We start from the raw sequence: 19582 nt of genomic DNA, 5'->3' as shown, positions 1-19582 counted from the left end.
ATAGGCGCCCATGTCGGCGGAACGAGCTCCCACTCCAGGCGCCAACCCGGTGATCGTTTGCGGTCACGGCACTAGCGGGAGCCGCCGCGCCGGATCAGAGCGAGGCGATGACGCGGTCGGCGAGGATGTAGACGCTTTCCTCGCGGCTCTCGCCCCAGGAGAAGGTCAGCGCATACGCACCGGAGATGCCGGAGCCGCCCAGCAGGACCGGACAGTGCCCCTCGTGCAGTGCGCCGGCCACCCGCTCCGCGGTCTCGCGCTGCCCGGGGGTCAGGCAGAGCGTGGTGCCGTCGGTGAAGACGTAGACGTCCAGGGTGCCCAGCGGGCCGGGGCGCACGTCCGCGAGCGGGGTGGCCCGCTGCGCCAGCTCCTCCAGGCGCGCGACGGTGCGCTCGTGATCACTGATCACCGGGGACGGGGAGAAGTCCGGGTGCGAGGGGTGGCGCCGGCGGGCGGCGGCCAGTTCGGCGGACTCGGTCTCCTCGGCCGGTTCCCACTCGGGCGCGTCCAGTGCCTCGACGGACTCCAGGGCGTCCGGCCCCAGGAGCGGCTCCAGGCCGGCCCAGTCCGCCTGGCGGGGCAAGAACGGGTGGTGGGTGTCGAAGCGGTCGGACTCCGGGCGCTCGGGCAGCTCGCGCTGGTCGGCGCGGGCATCCAGCGGGCTCTCGTCGCCGAGGCCGGCGAGACCGCCCAGCAGGGAGGGGGCGTCGGCCGCGTCCCTGGCCTCCTGCGCGGCCCAGAACGCACGGGCCTCGGCCAGTTCGCGCTCCCGCTCCTCGGCGAGCGCGTCCGCGACGGCGGCACGTATGTCCGCGAGCGGGGTCTCGTCTGCCGGGGTGGCCCGGGCGGCCGGGATCGCCGCGACGGCCGGGTGTGCCACCTCGGTGCGCGCGGCGATGTCCTGCCGGGCGGCGACGAGCTCGGCGTGCAGCTCGGCGATCTGACGGTGCAGGGCACGGGCGGTGCGCAGGGCGACGGCGCCCAGTGCCACGGCGGTGGCCGCGGCCAGTAGCAGGACGAGGGTGGTGACGCTCATGCGTCCTCCCCACTTCGCTCGGCGGCCCTGTTCCCTCGGGCCGCGCATCGGTACATGGACTTACCCCGGCGGTCGGCCGCGGTTACCCCCTTGATGCGCTTGCTCACGAGGTCACTCCGGGTAGCGGCTCACTCACCGGCGTACTCCCGTTAGCAGAATGTTCTCCGACTTCCTACATCAGGCTGCCGGTGGTCGGCGACCGCTCCGGGCGAACTATGTCCCGAAATGGAGGGGGGTGAGGGTCGTATATGTTCGAGTGAACCCCTGCTGACCTGCAAGAACGTCTCCCCCTGGGGGCGTTGGTCACAATCCTGGGGGAGATTGGGTCGCGATCGAGTTAACGAGTGGCGCAGGTCACGCCGTGTCGCCGCCTGTATGCGCATGACAGCGAAGGGTGTGCGCGGGGCGGGAGTTGGTCCGTTTTGTGCGCGCGGGCGGGGGCGGTCCGGAGGAGGGGCCGGGCGCCCGGAGCGAGCGCCCGGCCCCTACCCTCAGCTACTGCTCCAGCTCAGCTCAGCTCAGCCGCTCGATGACCATCGCCATGCCCTGGCCGCCGCCGACGCACATCGTCTCCAGGCCGAACTGCTTGTCGTGCCACTGGAGGGAGTTGATCAGGGTGGTGGTGATGCGGGCGCCGGTCATGCCGAAGGGGTGGCCGACGGCGATCGCGCCGCCGTTGACGTTCAGCCGGTCAAGGTCGATGCCCAAGTCCCGGTAGGACGGGATGACCTGGGCGGCGAACGCCTCGTTGATCTCGACCAGGTCGATGTCGGAGACCGAGAGGCCGGCCCGCCGCAGCGCCTGCTTGCTGGCCTCGACCGGGCCGTAGCCCATGATCTCGGGGGAGAGGCCGGAGACGCCGGTGGAGACGATCCGGGCCAGCGGGGTCAGCCCCAGCTCGCGCGCCTTGGTGTCGGACATGACGACCAGCGCCGCGGCACCGTCGTTCAGCGGGCAGCAGTTGCCGGCGGTCACCAGGCCGTCGGGGCGGAAGACCGGCTTGAGGCCGGCGACGCCGTCGACGGTGACGCCGGCGCGCGGGCCGTCGTCCTTGGCGACGACCGTGCCGTCGGGCAGCGTGACCGGGGTGATCTCCCGCTCCCAGAACCCGTTGTTGATCGCCTTCTCGGCGAGGTTCTGGGACCGTACGCCGAACTCGTCCATGTCCTGGCGGGTGATGCCCTTGAGGCGGGCGAGGTTCTCCGCGGTCTGGCCCATCGCGATGTATGCGTCCGGGATCAGGCCGTCCTCGCGCGGGTCGTGCCAGCCCGCGCCCTCCTCCTCGGCGCGCGCCGCGGTACGGGCCTCGGCGTCGGCGAAGAGCGGGTTGTGGGTGTCCGGCAGGCCGTCGGAGCTGCCCTTGACGCTGCGCGAGACGGTCTCGACGCCGGCCGAGATGAAGACGTCGCCCTCGCCCGCCTTGATGGCGTGCAGCGCCATGCGGGTCGTCTGGAGCGAGGAGGAGCAGTAACGGGTGATGGTGCAGCCCGGGAGGTGGTCCATCCCCATCTGGACGGCCACGATGCGGCCGAGGTTGTGGCCCTGCTCGCCGCCGGGCAGACCGCAGCCGAGCATCAGGTCGTCGATGTCCTTCGGGTCCAGCTCGGGGACCTTGGCCAGGGCGGTCTCGATGATCTGCGCGGTCAGGTCGTCCGGGCGGACGTCCTTGAGCGAGCCCTTGAAGGCGCGGCCGATCGGGGAGCGGGCGGCTGAGACGATCACGGCTTCGGGCATCACGGCTCCAGAGGGCGTAAGAACGAACGGCGCGGAGCGCCTCGTTGCGGTGGGGTGGTCGGCGGCGTGGTGATCGGACGCGGACGGGCAGGACTGAGTGGGAAGTTACCTGCACGTACTGCTGAGGTCACGGGGTGCGCCCTGTGATGCGGGCCTCTTTTCTAAGCGAGCGCTTATGGCGGGCGCTTGGAAAAACGGGGCGGGGCCGCCGGGTATTCCCGGACGGCCCGCCCCGGGTGCCGCGCCGTCCGTCTGTGCCGTCCGTCTGCGCCGTCGGTCTGCCGCGGCGTCAGCCCGTGACCGACGACGGATCCGTCGGCTCCGGCTCCGGCAGCTGGCGGCGCCTGCGGTGCTTGAGCAGCGCCCAGGGTGCGCGGGAGGCGGTGACCTCCGTACCGCCCTCGGAAGCCGCCTCGGCGGCCGCCTGCTCGACCGGCAGCAGGCTCTCGCCACGGGCGGGCTCCGGCCGCTCCTCCTCCGGCCACAGGCCCAGTGCGGCGCACAGCGTCGGCAGCACGGCCATCGCGGCGGTGGCATAGCCCTCGGCCGACGGGTGGTAGTTGTCCGGCCCGAACAGCTCCCGCGGACGTGCCTCGAACTCCGGCCCGAGCAGATCGCCGAGCGAGACCGTCCGGCCGCCGCTCTCGATCACGCCGATCGTCTGGGCGGCGGCGAGCTGCCGCGACAGCCGCCGGGCCACCCAGCGCAGCGGCTGATAGACCGGCTCGATGGTGCCCAGATCGGGGCAGGTACCGACGATCACCTCGCAGCCGGCCGCGCGCAGCCGGCGCACCGCGTCGGAGAGGTGGCGCACGGACTGGGCGGGCGCCATCCGGTGGGTGACGTCATTGGCGCCGATCATGATGACGCAGACGTCCGGGGTGGCGGTGCCGTCCGCCAGCATCAGCTCCACCTGGCGCGCCAGGTCGTCGGACTGCGCCCCGGGCAGCGCCACATTGCGGAAGTCCACGGGCAGCTCGGAGAGCGCGGCCAGCCCGGAGGCGAGCAGTGCGCCCGGGGTCTGGGAGGGGCGGTGCACCCCCTGCCCGGCGGCGGTGGAGTCGCCGAGGAAGCCCAGCCGCAGGGGCGGCCGGTCCGTGCGGTGGTCGAAGGCGGCGCCGTAGCGGCCGTCGGCGCACGGCGGGATGTCGCTGGAGCCGCCGACCGTACGGCGGGCCAGCCGGACCTCGGTCAGCAGCACACCGACGGCGGCGACGCCGAGCAGCCCGACGCCGCCGCCGCCGAACGCGGCCGCGGTGGCGATCCGCCGTGCCACTCTCGCCCTGGACATCGTCATCGGCATGGGCCGGGCACCTCCCCGCGCAGTGCGGGCGCGCCGCGGCCCCAGGGGCCGGACGCGCTCTTGAATCGGCAAGAACTTCTACACCAGGGTGTTGCCCGTTCCTGCACGGAACGCAACTCTTACCTCCCCTAACGGGCCCGGGCAATAGGCTGGCTGCACGGGCGCAGGAGAGCGTGCCCCTGACCGCGGAGACCACCGTGCAGTTTTACGATTCGATGATTGAGCTGGTCGGCAACACCCCGCTCGTGCGGCTCAACAGCGTCACTCGAGGGATCCAGGCCACCGTCCTGGCGAAGGTCGAGTACTTCAACCCCGGCGGATCGGTCAAGGACCGGATCGCCGTGCGGATGATCGAGGCCGCCGAGCAGTCGGGTGAACTGCAGCCCGGCGGCACCATCGTCGAGCCGACGTCCGGCAACACCGGCGTGGGCCTGGCGATCGTCGCCCAGCAAAAGGGTTACAAGTGCATCTTCGTCTGCCCGGACAAGGTGTCCACGGACAAGATCAATGTGCTGCGGGCGTACGGCGCCGAGGTGGTGGTGTGCCCCACCGCCGTGGACCCCGAGCACCCGGACTCGTACTACAACGTCTCGGACCGGCTGGTGCGTGAGACGCCCGGGGCCTGGAAGCCGGACCAGTACAGCAACCCGAACAATCCGCGCTCCCACTACGAGACGACCGGTCCCGAGCTGTGGGCGCAGACCGGGGGGCGGATCACGCACTTCGTGGCGGGTGTCGGCACCGGCGGCACGATCAGCGGCACCGGCCGCTATCTGAAGGACGCCAGCGACGGCCGGGTCAAGGTCATCGGCGCCGACCCCGAGGGCTCGGTCTACAGCGGCGGCTCCGGGCGCCCGTATCTGATCGAGGGCGTCGGTGAGGACTTCTGGCCGACCGCCTACGACCGCACCGTCGCGGACGAGATCGTGGCGGTCTCGGACAAGGACGCCTTCCAGATGACCCGGCGGCTCGCCAAGGAGGAGGGCCTGCTGGTCGGCGGCTCCTGCGGGATGGCAGTGGTGGGTGCGCTGGAGGTCGCCTCGAAGCTCGGCCCCGATGACGTGGTGGTCGTGCTGCTGCCCGACAGCGGCCGTGGCTACCTCTCCAAGATCTTCAACGATGAGTGGATGGCCGACTACGGCTTCCTGGAGGAGGGCGGCCCCGCGGCGCGGGTCGGCGAGGTGCTCCAGCACAAGGAGGGCGCCCTGCCCTCGCTGGTGCACATGCACCCGGAGGAGACCGTCGGCGAGGCGATCGAGGTGCTGCGCGAGTACGGCGTCTCGCAGATGCCGATCGTCAAGCCCGGCGCCGGGCACCCCGACGTGATGGCCGCCGAGGTCATCGGCTCGGTCGTCGAGCGCGAGCTGCTGGACGCGCTGTTCACCCAGCGCGCCTCGCTGACCGACCCGCTGGAGAAGCACATGTGCCCGCCGCTGCCGCAGGTCGGCTCCGGCGAGCCGGTCGCCGATCTGATGGCGGTGCTGGAGAACGCGGACGCGGCGATCGTCCTCGTCGAGGGCAAGCCGAAGGGCGTGGTGAGCCGGCAGGACCTGCTGGCCTATCTGGCGCGCGAGGCCGGCAAGTAGCAGCGTCTCCCGGCGGCGGTCGTACGCGGCGGCCCGGTGCCCCTGGCCGCAGGGACGCTGTTGGTTGATCCGGGCCAAGTGTGACGTCGGTCTCCGAGACCTGGTGGTGGTCTTGGAGACCGACGTTGTCGTGTGGGGCGGGTGTCGTCTCGCTGCAGCTGAGGGCGTGGGGGAAATGCCGCCCTCGCGCGACCCCGGAGAAGCGCCGCCGAGCCTGAGACCAGATCTGCTGTCGCCCCGGGCAAGGGCCCGGAATGCCCGGCGTCTAGGGTGAGCTTGTGCAGCATTTCGAGGTCATCACAGCCGTCGCCGCACCCCCGGACCAGGTGTTCGCGGTATGCCTGGATGTGGAGGCGCATACCCGCTCGATGGCCGATTCGTCGGAGCGAGCGGTCGGCGGCAAGACCCGCGGCGAGCTGTCGCTCGGGGACACAGTGACCTTCCAAGCTCGCCATCTCGGCCTGACCTGGCGACTCAAGGCCCGCATCACGTCCTACGATCGACCCCGGTGTTTCGTGGACGAGCAGGAGTCCGGGCCCTTCAAGCGATGGCGTCACGCCCACCACTTCGAGCCGGATGGTGCCGGCGGCACCATCATGAGAGACGTCATCGACTTCGCCTCACCGCTGGGACCGGTCGGACGCATCGTCGACAGACTCCTGCTGAGCCGCTACATGCCGCACCTCATCAGACTCCGCAACGCCTACCTGGCCAGCACTTTCGCCTGAGTGGTCAGGGCAGACACCCCTGCTCCACTGCAAACGGCCCGCGCCGCCGGCGGATCGGGGTGGACGCGAGGCACCTCTGCCCAGCAGAGCAACTCGACCGGACAAAGCACCAGCGCCCGAATTGACCAGCAGCGTCCGCCGGGGGGCCGGGCCGTTGGTGTGGCCGCCACCGGAAGCAGTCCGCTTCCGCAGCCGTCCCGGCGTCAAGTTGCCGTCAGGAAACGGCCGGTCACCGCAAGGTGTACGTATGCGTCATGTGCACGCAGCACGCGCTTAACACGTGTCCGACACAGTGGTGTGCACGGCGACACGGGCCTCCGGAGCGGCTCCCGGACCTCCTGCTCGCCGTCGGATGCGACGACCGGCCCTGACCCGGTACGCGTCCCTTGCGGGGACCGCCGTCGTCCCGCCCCCGGCGCAGGCCGGGGTGCGGCGGTCCCCGCAACAGCCTTTTCCTTCCGGTTCCTGCCGCCGCGTCAGTCGGCGGCGCCATCCGGGGCGTTCGACGCCGGCAGCCGGTGGCGCAGGGTCGCTCCGTGGGCGGCGTTGACGCCGGCGATCCCCGCCCAGCACACGATCAGGCCCGCCAGCCCGGTGGTGCCCGCGGCGATCGCGGACAGCGGGACGGCCAGCACCAGCGAGAGGGCGGCGAACCCGAAGTGCTGCCAGAAGGGGTGGACGTCGTTGTCCCGGGGCTGCGGCCGGATGCCGCGCGCGACCTGAACCTGCTGCTCGGCGAGGTGCCGGCGCACCTGCCGGTCGACGTTCTGCTCGACCTTCTCCAGGAAGGACTCCAGCAGCTCCGACTCGTACTCCGGTCCCAGCTCCTTGCGGGTCTGGAGGGTCGCGTCGAGGTCTCTGCGCAGATCGGGGTCGTGTGTTGCCATGCCGCCGAGCGTACGCACGCGGGGCGGGCGGCGCGGTAGGGCTATCCCCCGGATCGGGCGGGGGAGGGTGCGCCGGGGGCCGCGGGCGGCGGCCCGGATACGGCGCGGGCCGGTCCACCCTGCGCCTGACCGCCTGAGCGCGGGTGGACCGGCCGGCCCCTTGTCGGCGGGTACCGTCAGAGCTGGAACTGGGTGATCACGGCCCGGTGGTCGGACGGCCAGTTCTCCTTCTCACCGCCGTAGACCTTCGAGCTGGTGGCATCCAGCGAGCCGCCCTTGTACAGGATGACGTCGATGCGGTCCTGCGGCTCGGGCTTGTTGCCGTAGTCGCTGTTGGTGGCGTTCTTCGGACTCCAGGTGTCGCCGGGGGAAGCCGCCTCGTCCGGGTTGACCTCACGGTAGGAGTCCCCGAAACCCCCGTCGGCGAACGCCTTCGTCGCGGGCCACTCCACGACCGAGTCACAGTGCTTTGCCTTTGTCTTCTCGGTCCAGTCCATGTGGGACGGGGAGTTGAGATCACCGGCGATGACGGACGGCCCGGAACCGGCCCACTTGACGATCTTCTCAGCCTGCTCCTTGCGCTCGGCCTCGTCCGCGTAGATCGTGTCGTAGCTGTCCTTGTCGAAACAGGCGTTGTACGGCCCGTACTTCGTGTAGCCCAGGTGGATCGAGTACACCCAGACTCCCTTGATCTTCGCGGCCACCGCCAGATCCGACAGCGAGTCGACCTTCTCGATGGGCTGACTGCTGATGATGTCGACGTCGGAACCGCTCTGGGTGTAGTGCTCCCATCCCAGCTTCTCGGCGATCTGCTTGGTGACGGCCTTGTCGGTCTCCTGCAGGGCGACCACCTCGGTGCCGGAACCCTTGATCTCCTGGACGGTCGTATTGACCCCGTCCGGGACCTGGGAGCCGCCGTGCCAGGTGTTGAGACTCATCACGGTCAGCGTCTGGTCGTCCGCCTCGGCGGCGCTCACCGTGGCGACGGAGACTGCCGCACTCAGGGCGAAGGCGGCAGCAAGTGCCGGTATGACGCGTCGGTTCATCGCGTGGACTCCTTGGTGTGGGGGTGGCGTCAACGTGCCAGAGGTGGATGGAGCGTCCACTAACAGAGGTTGAACGAATGGGCAGCCGTTGCTCAACCGGGCAGGGGCTTGACGGCAAGCGCTTCGCGGCGGTGGAACGACGGCCTACGCTCGGACCATGAGCGCCCACATCGGCAAGCGGCTCCGGGACATTCGCAAGCGGCGCGGAATGAGCCAGCGCGAACTGGCGAAGGGCTCCGGCGTCTCGCTCTCACTGATCCGCAAACTGGAGCAGGGGGAGCGGGCCGATACAAGGCTGGAGACGGCACGTCAGCTCGCGGTGGCGCTCGGCGTGCCCACGACGCAGCTGGTTGCGGAAGAGGCCGCGGATCGTGAGGCGTGCGGGGTCACCGTGGACCGATGGGCCGGCGTCCGTCATGCGCTCCAGGAGCCCCGTACGTCCGATGACCTTGACGAGCCCCCAACGGTTGCCGGGCTCCGTGCGGCTGTGGAGAGAGCTCAACCCCTCTTCTCGGGCGACAAGTTGGCAGAGTTGAGCACCATCCTCCCCTCCTTGATCAGAGATTCTCAGGCACTCGCTGCGAGCGGGCCCGAGGGGCGAGCCGTACACATGCGGGTCATGCAGCTGACGGGCTGGCTGCTGACCCAGACACGCCAGTTCGAGGCGGCCGAGGTCGCTCTGGGACGGGCGCTGGATGCCTCATCGGATCGCCTCCAATCGGCGGTCACGGTCAGCACGCAATGCTGGTTGCTGCTGCGACGTGGAAAGCTCTCCGAGGCGAGGGAACTGGCTATCCGATGGGCAGATGAAGCAGAACCCCGAATGTCTCGCGCCACTCCGGCGGAATTGAGCGCCTGGGGCTGGCTTCTCCTCCGCGCTTCTGCTGCCTCGATCCGTGACAACCGGCCCGGAGAGGCGGCGGGCGCTCTGCGGCTCGCCAATTCGGCGGCCGTTGCACTGGGCAGGGAGTTTGCGCCGGAGAACGATTTCCTGCGCGTCTTCGGACCTGTGACAGTGGCGCTCAAGCGCACAGAGAACGCAATGGTCGTTGACCGGCCTGATCTGGTACTCAAGCTGGCTCCGCAGATTCCGGTGAACGGAATGCGCCCGACGTCCAACAACCGGAATCGGCACCTGTTGGACGTGGCGCATGCGTACGCTCGATCGAGGCGTTATGGCGAGGCCGTGGAGATCTTGCAGGGCATCCGGGCGAGTGCCCCTCAGTGGCTGCCCAACCAGCGCTATGCCCAGGACATCCTGGGCCTGGTGGTGGCCAAGAGGCGCACCCTCACGCCGGAGATGCGCAGCCTCGCCGACGCCATAGGGCTCCCGCTGTGACACTGCGTGGCGCTTCGGTCCGGCGGTTGACGAAAGTGCCATTGCTGCCTCACAGGCTCCCTGCCTAGCGTTGCAGGCGCAGCAAAGACCATGCCTGCAAAATAAGTGCATTGGCGTTTGGAGTGCCACGCATGAGCGTAAGTCCGCTCCCGTATGTTTCGGGCTGCACGGAATGCAGCCACCTCAAATCCGCGGAAGAAAGGGCTCGGTTCGAGAGGAATCCGAGTAAGGAGGTTGACTACCGCGTCCTGGCGAGACGACACCTGCGGGAGGTTCACCGCGTGGCGTCGGTGGTGTAGCCGTGGTCGCCGAGGAAGGGCCCGAAGCCCTGGAGTACGAGGAGAACGCGGCGCGTTCCCCAGTTTCCGCTGTGCTCGCCGTGCCCGCTTCTCAGGGTGTGGAGCCATGTCCCTTTCCGTGTTCCATCTGTCAGGAGAAGGGGCGTCAGTGAAATGACGGCAGCGATATGCACGGCCGGCCCCGGCGGACCGGGGTCGGCCGGACGGGCCCGTCAGGTCGGACGGCCGTCGGGCCGGACGTCCCGTCAGGCCGCGCTCGCCCCGTCCGTCGGCCGCAGTTCGTCCGCGTAGGAGACCGAGATCCGCCGCATCAGCCCGTCGTCGGTGATGTCGTACTGGCCCAGGCGCCACAGCGGTGGCGAATAGGCGTGCACGGACACCGCGTCGTCGGTGGCGCCGGTGAGGCGGTGGATGTGGTCGGGGCCGAAGCAGAACGAGGAGCCGGTGCCGACGGCGGTGGACAGGTGCTCGCCGCCGATCCGGGGGTTGGACTCGGTCAGCACGCCCTGGACGACGCGCACCGCCCCCGAGGACAGGTCGTGGTCGTGCCAGCCGGTGTCGTTCTGCCGGGTCCAGCACAGCAGCCAGACATCGACGAACTCATCGCGGTGCAGGGAGACGTAGTGGCGCTCGGTGTCGGAGAAGGCGACCTGCTCGCGCCACAGGTCCGGGCGGGCGGCGAGCTCCTCGACCAGGGCCTTCAGCTCGCGCCGGTCGAGGTTGCGCTCGGGCAGTGCGGTGAACGGCTGCTCGCCGTCGGGGACCTCACGGGCGGCATCGGCCTGGGAGGTGCGGTACGTCATCGGCGGGCTCCTTTCGTCGGGCCCAGCAGGCGGGCCGGGTTGGCGGTGCGCAGGGCGTGGATCGCGGCCTGCGCACCGAGGTCGGGGAGTACGGGGGCGGCGTAGGGCCGGTCGCTGCCGCTGACGACGACATCGATGCCGGCGGCCCGGACGAGGGCGTCCACCGCACGCGTCCCGTACGAGGACGTCTCGTAGAAGGCCTGGCAGTCGACCCGCCCGCGCTCCCGTCCGCCGCCGCGGGCGACCAGCCGCTCCCCGTGCAGCGGCGCCAGGCCGGCCAGCGCCGCGAAGCACACCCGCAGGTCCGGGTGGCGCGGCCGGCCGAAGGCGCGGAAGGCGAACCAGGCGGCGTGCAGCTGCTGCACGTACGGGACCAGGGCGGCCCACCAGGCGGGTGCCTCCGGGGTGCCCGGTGCCGCGCCGGGGTGGACGAACAGCGGCTTGTCCAGCTCGGCGACGGTGTCCAGCAGCGGCGCACAGCGGGCCCAGCCCGCGGCGTCGAGCAGTGCGGTGGCCGGGAGTTGCAGTCCCACACAGCCGCGCGCCAGCTCGTGCCGCAGCGCCTCGGGGTCCGGTTCGGGGGTGGAGAGGCAGGCCGAGGCCCAGACGCCGAAGGGGGCCGGCAGGCCCAGCGCGCCGTCGTGGAAGGCGGTGAGCAGCGGTACGGCCTCCGCGGGCGGCAGATCTTCGATGCCGAGCGGGCTGGAGAGCGAGACCAGGGCCAGATCGAGGCCGTCGGCGCGGGCGAGCCGGGCGCGGGCCGCGATGTCGTGGTCGGCGGGATCCACGCGGTACGGCGGTTCGCCGGGGAGGTGGAGCGTCCAGCCGTCGAGCCGTGGCGGCGCACCGCGCGACCGCAGCAGCGCGAGGAACTCGGGCGGCCAGAGGTGCTGGTGGACGTCGGTGGGCACGGGCCTCCCTCGGCTGCGGGCGGTGATGCGGACGGCACCCGTGGCGTGGCCCCGGCGTCTCGGGCACGGCCCGTCGTCCCGCGCACGCTGTACTTAATCGCTTAACTGATGCGTTTAAGTGAAACGGTTAACACCGAGCCTGTCAAGGTTGGGGCGGGGGCGACGGGCCCTGGCACGGTCGGGCCGGATCCGCCGGGCCCTGCCGAGGCCGGGGCGGAGGCGACGGGCGACCGCCACCCCCCGCGCGCACCCCGCATCGGGGCGGGTGGCGCGCCCTCCTTGGGTAGGCTTCCGGACATGGCCAGGCCCAATAAGCGCACCACCCTCCGCGAGGTGGCCGAGGCCACCGGACTCTCCACCGCCGCCGTCTCCTACGCGCTGCGCGGCAAGCACGTCTCCAAGGAGACCGAGGAGCGGGTGCGCAAGGCCGCAGCGGAGCTCGGCTACGAGGCCGATCCGATCGCCCGTGCGCTGGCCAGCGGCCGTACGAGCACGGTCGGGGTGCTCGCCGGCGATCTGCAGGATCTGTGGCAGCAGCAGCTGATGGCGGCCATAGGGCGCGAGCTGCTGGCGGGCGACCGCTACGCGCTGATCCTGGATGCCGGTGGCGACCCCGAGCGCGAGCTGGCCCTCGCCAAGCAGCTGCGCGACCAGCGGGTGGACGGGCTCCTGGTCTCGCCAGTGGATCCGTCCGCCGAGGGCTGGTCGAAGATCGCCGACGCGGTGCCGGTGGTCTCCATCGGTGACGCCCTGAGCCGGGCCCGTACGGCGGGTGAGGTGCTCTTCGACAACCGCGCCGGCATCGACGCCGTCCTGGACTACCTCCGCGGGCTGGGGCACCGCCGGGTCACCGTGCTGACCCCCACCGGCCCCTCGACCCCGGACCGTCCGGCCGACGTCTATGTGCGCGAGGCCGCCGACCGCCTCGGCATCGAGGTCGAAGTCCTGCCCTGCGCCCAGGAGTTGGGGGAGGCGACGGCGATGGCCCGCCGGGTCCTGACCAACGGCCCGGACGGCCGCCGCCCGTCCGGGACCTCCGCGCTCGCCCCGCCCACCGCCGTCTTCTGCTTCTCCGACTCCATCGCCTACGGTGTCTACGCGGCCGCCGCCGAGGCCTCCCTGGCCGTCGGCCGGGACCTCTCCGTCGTGGGCTTCGACGACCACCCCGTCTCCCGGGTTCTCACCCCGCCGCTGACCACCGTCGACTGGGGGCTGGGCGAGATCGCCAAGGAGGCCGCCCGGCTCGCGGTCGCCGCGATCGAGGGCCGCCGGGTCCGCCGCAAGCGCATCCTGTGCGCCCCGCGCCTCTCGGAGCGGGGGTCGGCGGTGGAGCTCCGGCGGGGGTGACGGTGGCGCCAGGCCACAGGCCCGACGTGGCCTGCGCACCCAGGTGTTGATGCACGGTCAGTTCTGGGTCGATTCCGCCAGCTGTTCAACTGCCCTCCGTTCAGTGCCGTTTGCCGGGAAATTGCCCGCCATGGATCTTGCATTTGCGTCCTCGCCCATAGGCTGATCATGAAAGTGATTCACACGGGGAACGGGGAAATATGAGGTTCCGTAAGTCGGCTGCGTCCGCGCTGACCGCCCTGGCCTTTGCGGGGGTTGCCGGGCCGGCCTCCGCGGACAGTGCGCTGCATTCCGCGCATCCGGTGAGCGTCGCGAAAGGCATCAAACTGAAGTCGCTCCAGTCGCCGGACGGCAAAACGCTGAAGGCGACCCTGTCCGTGCCCGCGGGCTACCACTTCACTGTCGCCGGCAAGGAGCTGGAACTGGTCGGCCCGCACCATCGGACCGTGGGCCGGCTGGGCAACGCGATCAAGCTGAAAAATGGCAAAACGGCGCACGTCAGCTACCGCGCGTCGGGCGCGACGGTGACCGTGCGGTCGACCCGCAGCTTCCAGCAGCTCGGCGTCTCCACGCGGGACATGGCGGCCGAGAGCTATGCCCAGTGCGCCAACGACAAGATCAAGGATTACGTGGTGTCCGGCGGGATAGGCGGGTGTATAGCCGGTGCCGAGACGGGGTGCGCTCCGGGCGCCACGGCGGGGGCATTCGGGGGTCTGGTCTCCGGTGCGGTGCTGTCGCTTTCCGATTGCTGAGGGTGAGTGAGCAACGGGCACGTGGTGCGGGAAAGCGATGGCACAGAAGCGACGCCAAGGAAGCGGTGACAACCAGGCGATGGCAAGGAATCGGTGACAGCGAAGCGATGATGGGCAGGAAATGAAAAAGGCATTGATCGCCGGAATTCTCGCGGTCGTGGTCGTCTTCGCGCTCACGCACACCGTGTTCTCCGGTTTGGGGGAACCCGCCCGGATTCTGCTGAGCGTCCTGGCCGGTGCGGTCGTCGGAGGGGTGCTCCGGGGCGTGCAGCTGCGCAGATGACCGGAGGCGGCGGACGGGCCGGGGCGATGCGCCCCGGCCCGTTCTGTGCCCCGGTTCCCGGTTCCCGGCCCCGGCCTCCGGCTGCACGGCGCTGCGCCGGGGAGCAGACTGGAGCCGGGCGCTCCGGTACGGTCGGGGCGTGCGTACCGGTGGTCGGCCGACGGGCGGATGGGCGGGTCCTCGATGAAGCGTTCCGCGACGAGTCGTTCCGCGACGAGTGACGTCACGGCGGAGAGCGCGGCCGCCGTGGTGGACGGCGGTGCACCGGACGGCGCGCAGGGCGAGCCGGCGGACCGGCTGGAGGCGCACCGTACCGAACTGACCGGCTACTGCTACCGGATGCTGGGATCGGCCTTCGAGGCCGAGGACGCCGTGCAGGAGACGATGGTGCGGGCCTGGCGGAGCTACGACCGGTTCGAGGGGCGCGCCTCGCTGCGGTCCTGGCTCTACCGGATCGCCACGAACGTCTGCCTGGACCAGCTCAAGGGCAGCCGGCGGCGGGCCCGGCCGATGGATCTCGCCTCCCCGTCGAGCGTGGACACCCCGATCGGCACGGGGCTGCCCGAGACGACCTGGATCGGCCCCGTCCCCGACCAGCGGGTGCTGGCGTCCGCCGGGGACCCGGCGGAGACCGCCGTCGCCCGGGAGTCGGTCCGGCTCGCCTTCATCTCCGCGCTGCAGCGGTTGGCGCCCCGGCAGCGGGCGGTGCTGATCCTGCGGGAGGTGCTGAGCTGGTCGGCGAGTGAGGTCGCCGAGCTGCTGGGCAGCTCGGTCGCCTCTGTGAACAGCGCGCTGCAGCGGGCACGGGCCACCCTCGCCGCGTCCGCCGATGCCGCCGAGGAACCCCCGCGGCCGCTGGACGACGCCCAGGAGGCGCTGCTGCGGCGCTATGTGGACGCCTTCGAGCGGTTCGACATGGACGCACTCACGGCCGTGCTGCACGAGGACTCCACGCTGTCCATGCCGCCGTACGCGCTGTGGCTGCGCGGGCGCGACGACATCCTGACGTTTCTGCGCGGGCCGGGCTGCGGCTGTGCGGGGTCGCATCTGGTGCCGGTCGCGGCGAACGGCCGCCCGGCGTTCGGGCAGTACCGCGCGGACGGCCTGCCCTGGGCGGTCCAGGTCCTCGACCTCGCGGAGGGCCGGGTCACCGCCCTGAACTCCTTCCTGGACACCGACCGGCTGTTCCCGCTGTTCGGGCTTCCGCTCCGGTACGGCGGCCCGCCGCCCACGTGAGGCGCGCGCCGCCTGAGGGGTGTCGCCGCCGGCTCAGCCCAGCTTGTGCTTCTTCAGCCAGGCGGCCGCCACCCGGTCCGGGTCCTGCTTCTCCTTGTCGACCAGGCGGTTGAGCTCGGTGAGATCGGGGGTGGTCAGGGCGTTGCCCAGGCGGGCGAGGGCCTTGCGGACCCGGGAGTCGGCCTTGCGGGCGGCGATCAGCGGGACGACGTGCTGGGCGGGGATGAGGTTCTTGGGGTCCGCCAGCAGCACCCAGCCGTTCTCCGCGGTGTCGACATCGGTGGTGAAGACATTGGCGATGTCGATGTCGCCCTTCTTCAGGGCCCCCTTGACCAGTGGCCCGGACGAGTCCAGCGCCTTGAACTCCTTGAGCTCCACGCCGTATCGGTCCTTCAGGCCGACGACCCCGACGACCCGCTTCTTCATCTCCGCGGCCGCGCCCAAGGTCAGCTTGCCGTTGACCTTACGGAGATCGGCGAGCGTCTTCAGGCCGTAGCGGTCGGCGGTCCGCCGGGTCACGGCGAAGGTGTCGCGGTCCTCGGCGGCCGCGTACGGGAGGACTTCGAGACCGTCGGGGAGCACCGTGGCCAGCGCGTTCTGCATGGCTCCCGCCTCGGTCGCGGTGGCCTTCTTGTCGAGGTAGAGCAGCAGGCTGCCCTGGTACTCGGGGAGCAGATCGATATCGCCGGAGCGCAGTGCGGGGACCACGATCTCGCGGGAGCCGAGGTTGGGCCGGACCGTGGTCTTGACCCCGGCGGCGTTCAGCACCCCCGCGTAGAGGTAGCCGAGGACCTGGTTCTCGGTGAAGTTGGCGGTGCCGATGACCAGTCCGCCGCTGCTGCTGCCGCTGTCGCCGCCGGCGCCGTCCCCCTTGAGGGAGGTGATGCCGGAGGAGCAGGCGGCCAGCAGCGGGGCCGAGGCACCCGCGAGGAGAGTGGTCAGGGCGGTACGACGGTTCATGGGCGGGCTCCTCGGTGCGTACGTAGGGCGGGACGGCGGACGCTCAGCGGGCGGTGGCCGGGCGGCCGCGGAACAGCAGCCGCGTCAGGCCGCCCAGGGCCAGATCGGCGACGACGGCGAGCACGGCGACCAGCACCGCGCCACCGAGCACCTGCACCAGGTCGCGCTGCGCCAGGCCGTCGAAGACGTAGCGGCCCAGCCCGCCGAAGCTGACATAGGCGGCGATCGTGGCGGTGGCGATGACCTGCACGGTCGCCAGCCGTACGCCGGTCATGATCAGCGGCAGCGCGAGCGGGATCTCGACCTGCCAGAGGATCTGACGGCCGCGCAGCCCCACGCCCTTGGCGGCGTCCTTGACCTCCGGGTCGACCGCGGCCATCCCCGCGTACGTATTGGTGATGATCACCGGCACGGCGAGCGCGACCAGGGACACGTACACCGGCCACACGCTCAGTCCGCCGGCCAGGAAGACCAGGGTGACCAGGCCGACGGTGGGCAGCGCCCGACCGAAGGAGGAGAGGTTGACGGCGAGGAAGGCGCCGCGGCCGGTGTGCCCGATGAGCAGCCCGACCGGCAGCGCGATCACGGCCGCGGCGAGGGTGGCGAGCACCGAGTACTCCAGGTGCTCCAGGATGCGGGTGGCGATGCCCTCGGGGCCGGACCACTGGGCGGAACTGGTCAGCCAGGCGGCGAGGTTCTTCAGGAGTTCGAGCATCGGGGCGTCACGCTGCCTTCCGCCACAGAGAGGTGCGCTGCCGGGAGGTGGTGCCGCGCAGCCACGGGGTGCACAGCCACTGGACGGTCACCAGCACCGCGTCGGCGACCAGGGCGAGCAGCAGGGTCAGGGCCACTCCGGCGATGACCGGGGTGGGGAAGTTGCGCTGGAAGCCGTCGGTGAAGAGCTGGCCGAGGCCGCCGTATCCGATGTAACTCGCCACGCTGACCAGGGAGATGGACATGACGGTGGCGACCCGTACACCCGCCATGATCACCGGGAGGGCGAGCGGCAGCTCGACGGTGAGCAGGGTGCGCAGGGTGCTGGTCCCCATCGCCTTCGAGGCCTCACGGGCGCTCGCCGGGACCGCGTCCAGCCCCTCGACGGTGTTCCGCACCAGCACGACCAGGGTGTACGCGGTCAGGCCGGTGATCGCTGTGGTCCGGGTCAGCCCGGTGACCGGCAGCAGGAGGACGAAGAAGGCCAGCGAGGGGATGGTGTAGAGGATGTTGGACGCGCCGAGCACGAAGCCGCGCAGCGGCCGCACGCGGTGGGCGAGGACCGCCAGCGGCAGCGCGATCAGCAGGCCGAACAGGACCGCGGGGACGGCGGTCGCGAGGTGGTCCGCGGTGAGGCGGGCCAGCTCGCCGGCGTGGTCGGGGAACCAGCCCCACTCGATGGTCATGCGGGGCGCTCCGTGGCGGCCTCGGCCGCGCCGGGCGCGGCGTCCTCGGGGGTCCGCGGGCTGTCGGCCGCCGCCCGGCCGGCCTCCGCATGGCTGCGGCCGGCCCGTTCGTGGATGGCGTCGCGGGAGGTGAGGCCGGTCAGCACGCCGTCGGCGGTGACCCGGGCGACGGCGGCGGCGGGGGAGGAGACCGCCTCGTTCAGCGCGGAGAGCAGGGAGTCGGTGTCGCGCAGCGGCCGGACGGGTTCCAGCGGCGCCTCGCCGGCCGTGCCTCCGGCGGGCAGCGCGTCGGTGTCCAGCCAGCCCAGCGGTTCGCCGCGCGGGGAGGTCACCAGGCGCCAGCGGTCCCCGTCGCGGGGTATGCCGCCGACCGGTTCGTCCGTGCGTATCTCCGCGCCGGGCGCGTACGGCACGTCCGCGAGGTCGGTGAGCGAGAGCAGCTTGAGGCCGCGCTCGGCGCCCAGGAAGCCGGCGACGAAGTCATCGGCGGGACGGGCCAGCAGCTCGGCGGGTTCGGCGCACTGGACGAGCCGGCCGCCGGTGCGGAAGACCGCGATCCGGTCGCCCAGGCGGACCGCCTCGTCGATGTCATGGGTGACGAAGACGACGGTCTTGCGCAGCTCCTCCTGGAGCCGCAGCAGCTCGTTCTGCAGCTGGGTGCGCACCACGGGGTCGACCGCGCCGAACGGCTCGTCCATCAGCAGCACCGGCGGGTCGGCGGCGAGCGCGCGGGCCACGCCGACGCGCTGCTGCTGGCCGCCGGAGAGCTGGTGCGGATAGCGCTTGCCGGCGTCGGCGGGCAGGCCGACCAGCTCCAGCAGCTCGGCGGCGCGGGCACGGGCCTTGCGCCGGCCCCAGCCCAGCAGCAGCGGGACGGTCGCGATGTTGTCCAGGATCGTACGGTGAGGGAAGAGGCCGGACTGCTGGATGACATAGCCGATGCCGCGGCGCAGCTCGGCGGCGTCCGTCTCCAGGATGTCGCGGCCGCCGACGCTGATCGTGCCGGAGGTCGGCTCGACCATGCGGTTGACCATCCGCAGGGTGGTCGTCTTGCCGCACCCCGACGAGCCGACGAGGACGGTGACGCCGCCCTCGGGGAGGTCCAGCGACAGCCCGTCCACGGCGGTCGTGCCATTCGGGTACCGCTTGCTGACTGCGTCGAATTTGATCATCCGCTGCCCCTTGCCCGGCCTGCATATGGTCATGCAGAGTCTTAGGCGCGTGAATAGAAGTCAATAGAAGTCAACGGGCGGAAGTGCATCGTCTATTACCTCGCCTGTCACTTGGCTTCACCGTACGGAACGAGGTGTCGGACTTACCGCGATAAAGGGTGCTATATGAGGGAGTTGAGCCCCTTGGAATCCCACATGCTGGACAACGGGCGACGGGCCGGCCGGCGCGTCACGCTCGACGGCACCGCGCTGCACACCGCCGATATCGCCGCCCTCGCGGAGCGCACCGCGCACCCCGCGGAGCCGGACCCCAAGGCGTTCGCCCGCGCCGAAGAGTCCTGGGAAACCGCCCGCCGTCTCGCCGCCACCGGCCGGGTCTACGGGCGCAGCACCGGCGTCGGCGCCAACCGCACGGAGGACGTCGGGGCCGCCGACGCCGAACACGGACTGCGGCTGCTGCGCAGCCACGCCGGCGCGATCGGCGACCCGCTGCCCGCCCGCGAGGTCCGCGCCATGCTCGCGGTGCGCGCCAACCAGCTGCTGGCGGGCGGCGCCGGGTTGCACCCCGCCGTCATCACCGCGCTGCTCACCGCCCTGGACAGCGGCGCGTACCCGGTCGTCAACGAACACGGCGCGGTCGGCACCGGCGATCTGGCCGCGCTCGCCCAGACCGGCCTCGCGCTGGCCGGCGAACACCCCTGGACGTGCCCACCCGGCGCCGCCCGCCAGCAGCTGGTTGGCGCGCACCGCGAGCATGGCG

The 19582-nt window shown here is 71.3% G+C and carries 19 protein-coding genes; 8 read left to right on the top strand and 11 right to left on the bottom strand.

The window, feature by feature from the left end:
- Positions 1-94 precede the first annotated feature (94 nt).
- The 3 genes from EST92_RS23410 to EST92_RS23400 all read right to left on the bottom strand — a co-directional run bounded on the left by EST92_RS23410 (position 95) and on the right by EST92_RS23400 (position 4073).
- A complete protein-coding gene (locus tag EST92_RS23410; RefSeq protein ID WP_129282798.1) occupies positions 95-1036 on the bottom strand; it encodes a hypothetical protein in 942 nt (313 codons plus the stop codon).
- A 513-nt stretch (positions 1037-1549) separates the two neighbouring features.
- Positions 1550-2770 (bottom strand): acetyl-CoA C-acetyltransferase, encoded by a 1221-nt coding sequence (locus EST92_RS23405; RefSeq protein WP_129282797.1) that lies wholly within the window; start codon positions 2768-2770, stop codon positions 1550-1552.
- Between the two features lie 289 nt (positions 2771-3059).
- Positions 3060-4073, bottom strand: coding sequence for an SGNH/GDSL hydrolase family protein (locus EST92_RS23400; protein WP_129282796.1), 1014 nt, complete (start codon positions 4071-4073; stop codon positions 3060-3062).
- 197 nt (positions 4074-4270) lie between these two features.
- Here EST92_RS23400 and EST92_RS23395 point away from each other — a divergent pair, with 197 nt between their 5' ends.
- Together EST92_RS23395 and EST92_RS23390 are read left to right on the top strand one after the other, a co-directional pair.
- Positions 4271-5659, top strand: coding sequence for a cystathionine beta-synthase (locus EST92_RS23395; protein ID WP_129282795.1), 1389 nt, complete (start codon positions 4271-4273; stop codon positions 5657-5659).
- 278 nt (positions 5660-5937) lie between these two features.
- A complete protein-coding gene (locus EST92_RS23390; RefSeq protein ID WP_129282794.1) occupies positions 5938-6387 on the top strand; it encodes an SRPBCC family protein in 450 nt (149 codons plus the stop codon).
- Positions 6388-6863: 476 nt separating this feature from the next.
- Here EST92_RS23390 and EST92_RS23385 read toward each other — a convergent pair whose 3' ends face one another.
- Together EST92_RS23385 and EST92_RS23380 are read right to left on the bottom strand one after the other, a co-directional pair.
- Positions 6864-7274 (bottom strand): hypothetical protein, encoded by a 411-nt coding sequence (locus EST92_RS23385; protein ID WP_129282793.1) that lies wholly within the window; start codon positions 7272-7274, stop codon positions 6864-6866.
- A gap of 176 nt (positions 7275-7450) precedes the next feature.
- Complete coding sequence (locus tag EST92_RS23380; RefSeq protein ID WP_129282792.1) at positions 7451-8320, bottom strand: endonuclease/exonuclease/phosphatase family protein; 870 nt, start codon at positions 8318-8320, stop codon at positions 7451-7453.
- Between the two features lie 157 nt (positions 8321-8477).
- Here EST92_RS23380 and EST92_RS23375 point away from each other — a divergent pair, with 157 nt between their 5' ends.
- Positions 8478-9659 (top strand): helix-turn-helix transcriptional regulator, encoded by a 1182-nt coding sequence (locus EST92_RS23375; RefSeq protein ID WP_129282791.1) that lies wholly within the window; start codon positions 8478-8480, stop codon positions 9657-9659.
- Positions 9660-10203: 544 nt separating this feature from the next.
- On the opposite strand, the gene EST92_RS23365 is transcribed toward EST92_RS23375, so the two are convergent.
- Entirely contained in the window at positions 10204-10761 is a 558-nt protein-coding gene (locus tag EST92_RS23365) for a cysteine dioxygenase family protein (RefSeq protein WP_129250061.1), read from the bottom strand.
- The gene (locus EST92_RS23360; protein ID WP_129282790.1) at positions 10758-11672 is read right to left on the bottom strand and encodes an amidohydrolase; all 915 of its coding nucleotides are present in this window, start codon (positions 11670-11672) and stop codon (positions 10758-10760) included. The genes EST92_RS23365 and EST92_RS23360 overlap by 4 nt, the downstream gene beginning before the upstream one ends.
- A 297-nt stretch (positions 11673-11969) precedes the next feature.
- On the opposite strand from EST92_RS23360, the gene EST92_RS23355 reads away from it, so the two are divergent.
- From EST92_RS23355 to EST92_RS23345, 4 genes are all read left to right on the top strand, one after another.
- Positions 11970-13019: a LacI family DNA-binding transcriptional regulator gene (locus EST92_RS23355; RefSeq protein WP_129282789.1), complete on the top strand. Its 1050-nt coding sequence runs from the start codon at positions 11970-11972 to the stop codon at positions 13017-13019.
- A gap of 200 nt (positions 13020-13219) precedes the next feature.
- A complete protein-coding gene (locus EST92_RS23350) occupies positions 13220-13771 on the top strand; it encodes a hypothetical protein (RefSeq protein ID WP_129282788.1) in 552 nt (183 codons plus the stop codon).
- A 121-nt stretch (positions 13772-13892) separates the two neighbouring features.
- The gene (locus tag EST92_RS31220) at positions 13893-14054 is read left to right on the top strand and encodes a hypothetical protein (RefSeq protein ID WP_154073991.1); all 162 of its coding nucleotides are present in this window, start codon (positions 13893-13895) and stop codon (positions 14052-14054) included.
- Between the two features lie 183 nt (positions 14055-14237).
- Complete coding sequence (locus tag EST92_RS23345) at positions 14238-15290, top strand: sigma-70 family RNA polymerase sigma factor (protein WP_254068973.1); 1053 nt, start codon at positions 14238-14240, stop codon at positions 15288-15290.
- A 33-nt stretch (positions 15291-15323) separates the two neighbouring features.
- On the opposite strand, the gene EST92_RS23340 is transcribed toward EST92_RS23345, so the two are convergent.
- From EST92_RS23340 to EST92_RS23325, 4 genes are read right to left on the bottom strand one after another with little or no spacing between them, the layout of a single operon-like run.
- The gene (locus tag EST92_RS23340; protein WP_129282787.1) at positions 15324-16250 is read right to left on the bottom strand and encodes an ABC transporter substrate-binding protein; all 927 of its coding nucleotides are present in this window, start codon (positions 16248-16250) and stop codon (positions 15324-15326) included.
- Between the two features lie 43 nt (positions 16251-16293).
- On the bottom strand, positions 16294-16965 hold the full coding sequence (locus EST92_RS23335; RefSeq protein ID WP_129282786.1) for an ABC transporter permease: 672 nt from the start codon (positions 16963-16965) through the stop codon (positions 16294-16296).
- A gap of 7 nt (positions 16966-16972) precedes the next feature.
- The gene (locus EST92_RS23330; protein WP_129282785.1) at positions 16973-17650 is read right to left on the bottom strand and encodes an ABC transporter permease; all 678 of its coding nucleotides are present in this window, start codon (positions 17648-17650) and stop codon (positions 16973-16975) included.
- The gene (locus tag EST92_RS23325) at positions 17647-18822 is read right to left on the bottom strand and encodes an ABC transporter ATP-binding protein (RefSeq protein ID WP_129282784.1); all 1176 of its coding nucleotides are present in this window, start codon (positions 18820-18822) and stop codon (positions 17647-17649) included. The genes EST92_RS23330 and EST92_RS23325 overlap by 4 nt, the downstream gene beginning before the upstream one ends.
- Positions 18823-19017: 195 nt before the next feature.
- Here EST92_RS23325 and EST92_RS23320 point away from each other — a divergent pair.
- Positions 19018-19582: aromatic amino acid lyase (locus tag EST92_RS23320; RefSeq protein ID WP_135789059.1), on the top strand; the 565-nt coding region annotated here is incomplete at its 3' end.

Source organism: Streptomyces sp. TM32, from assembly GCF_004122755.1.
GTDB lineage: Bacteria > Actinomycetota > Actinomycetes > Streptomycetales > Streptomycetaceae > Streptomyces > Streptomyces sioyaensis.
Note: the sequence above shows the minus strand (reverse complement) of the source record. Positions and strands in the feature narration are given on the sequence as shown.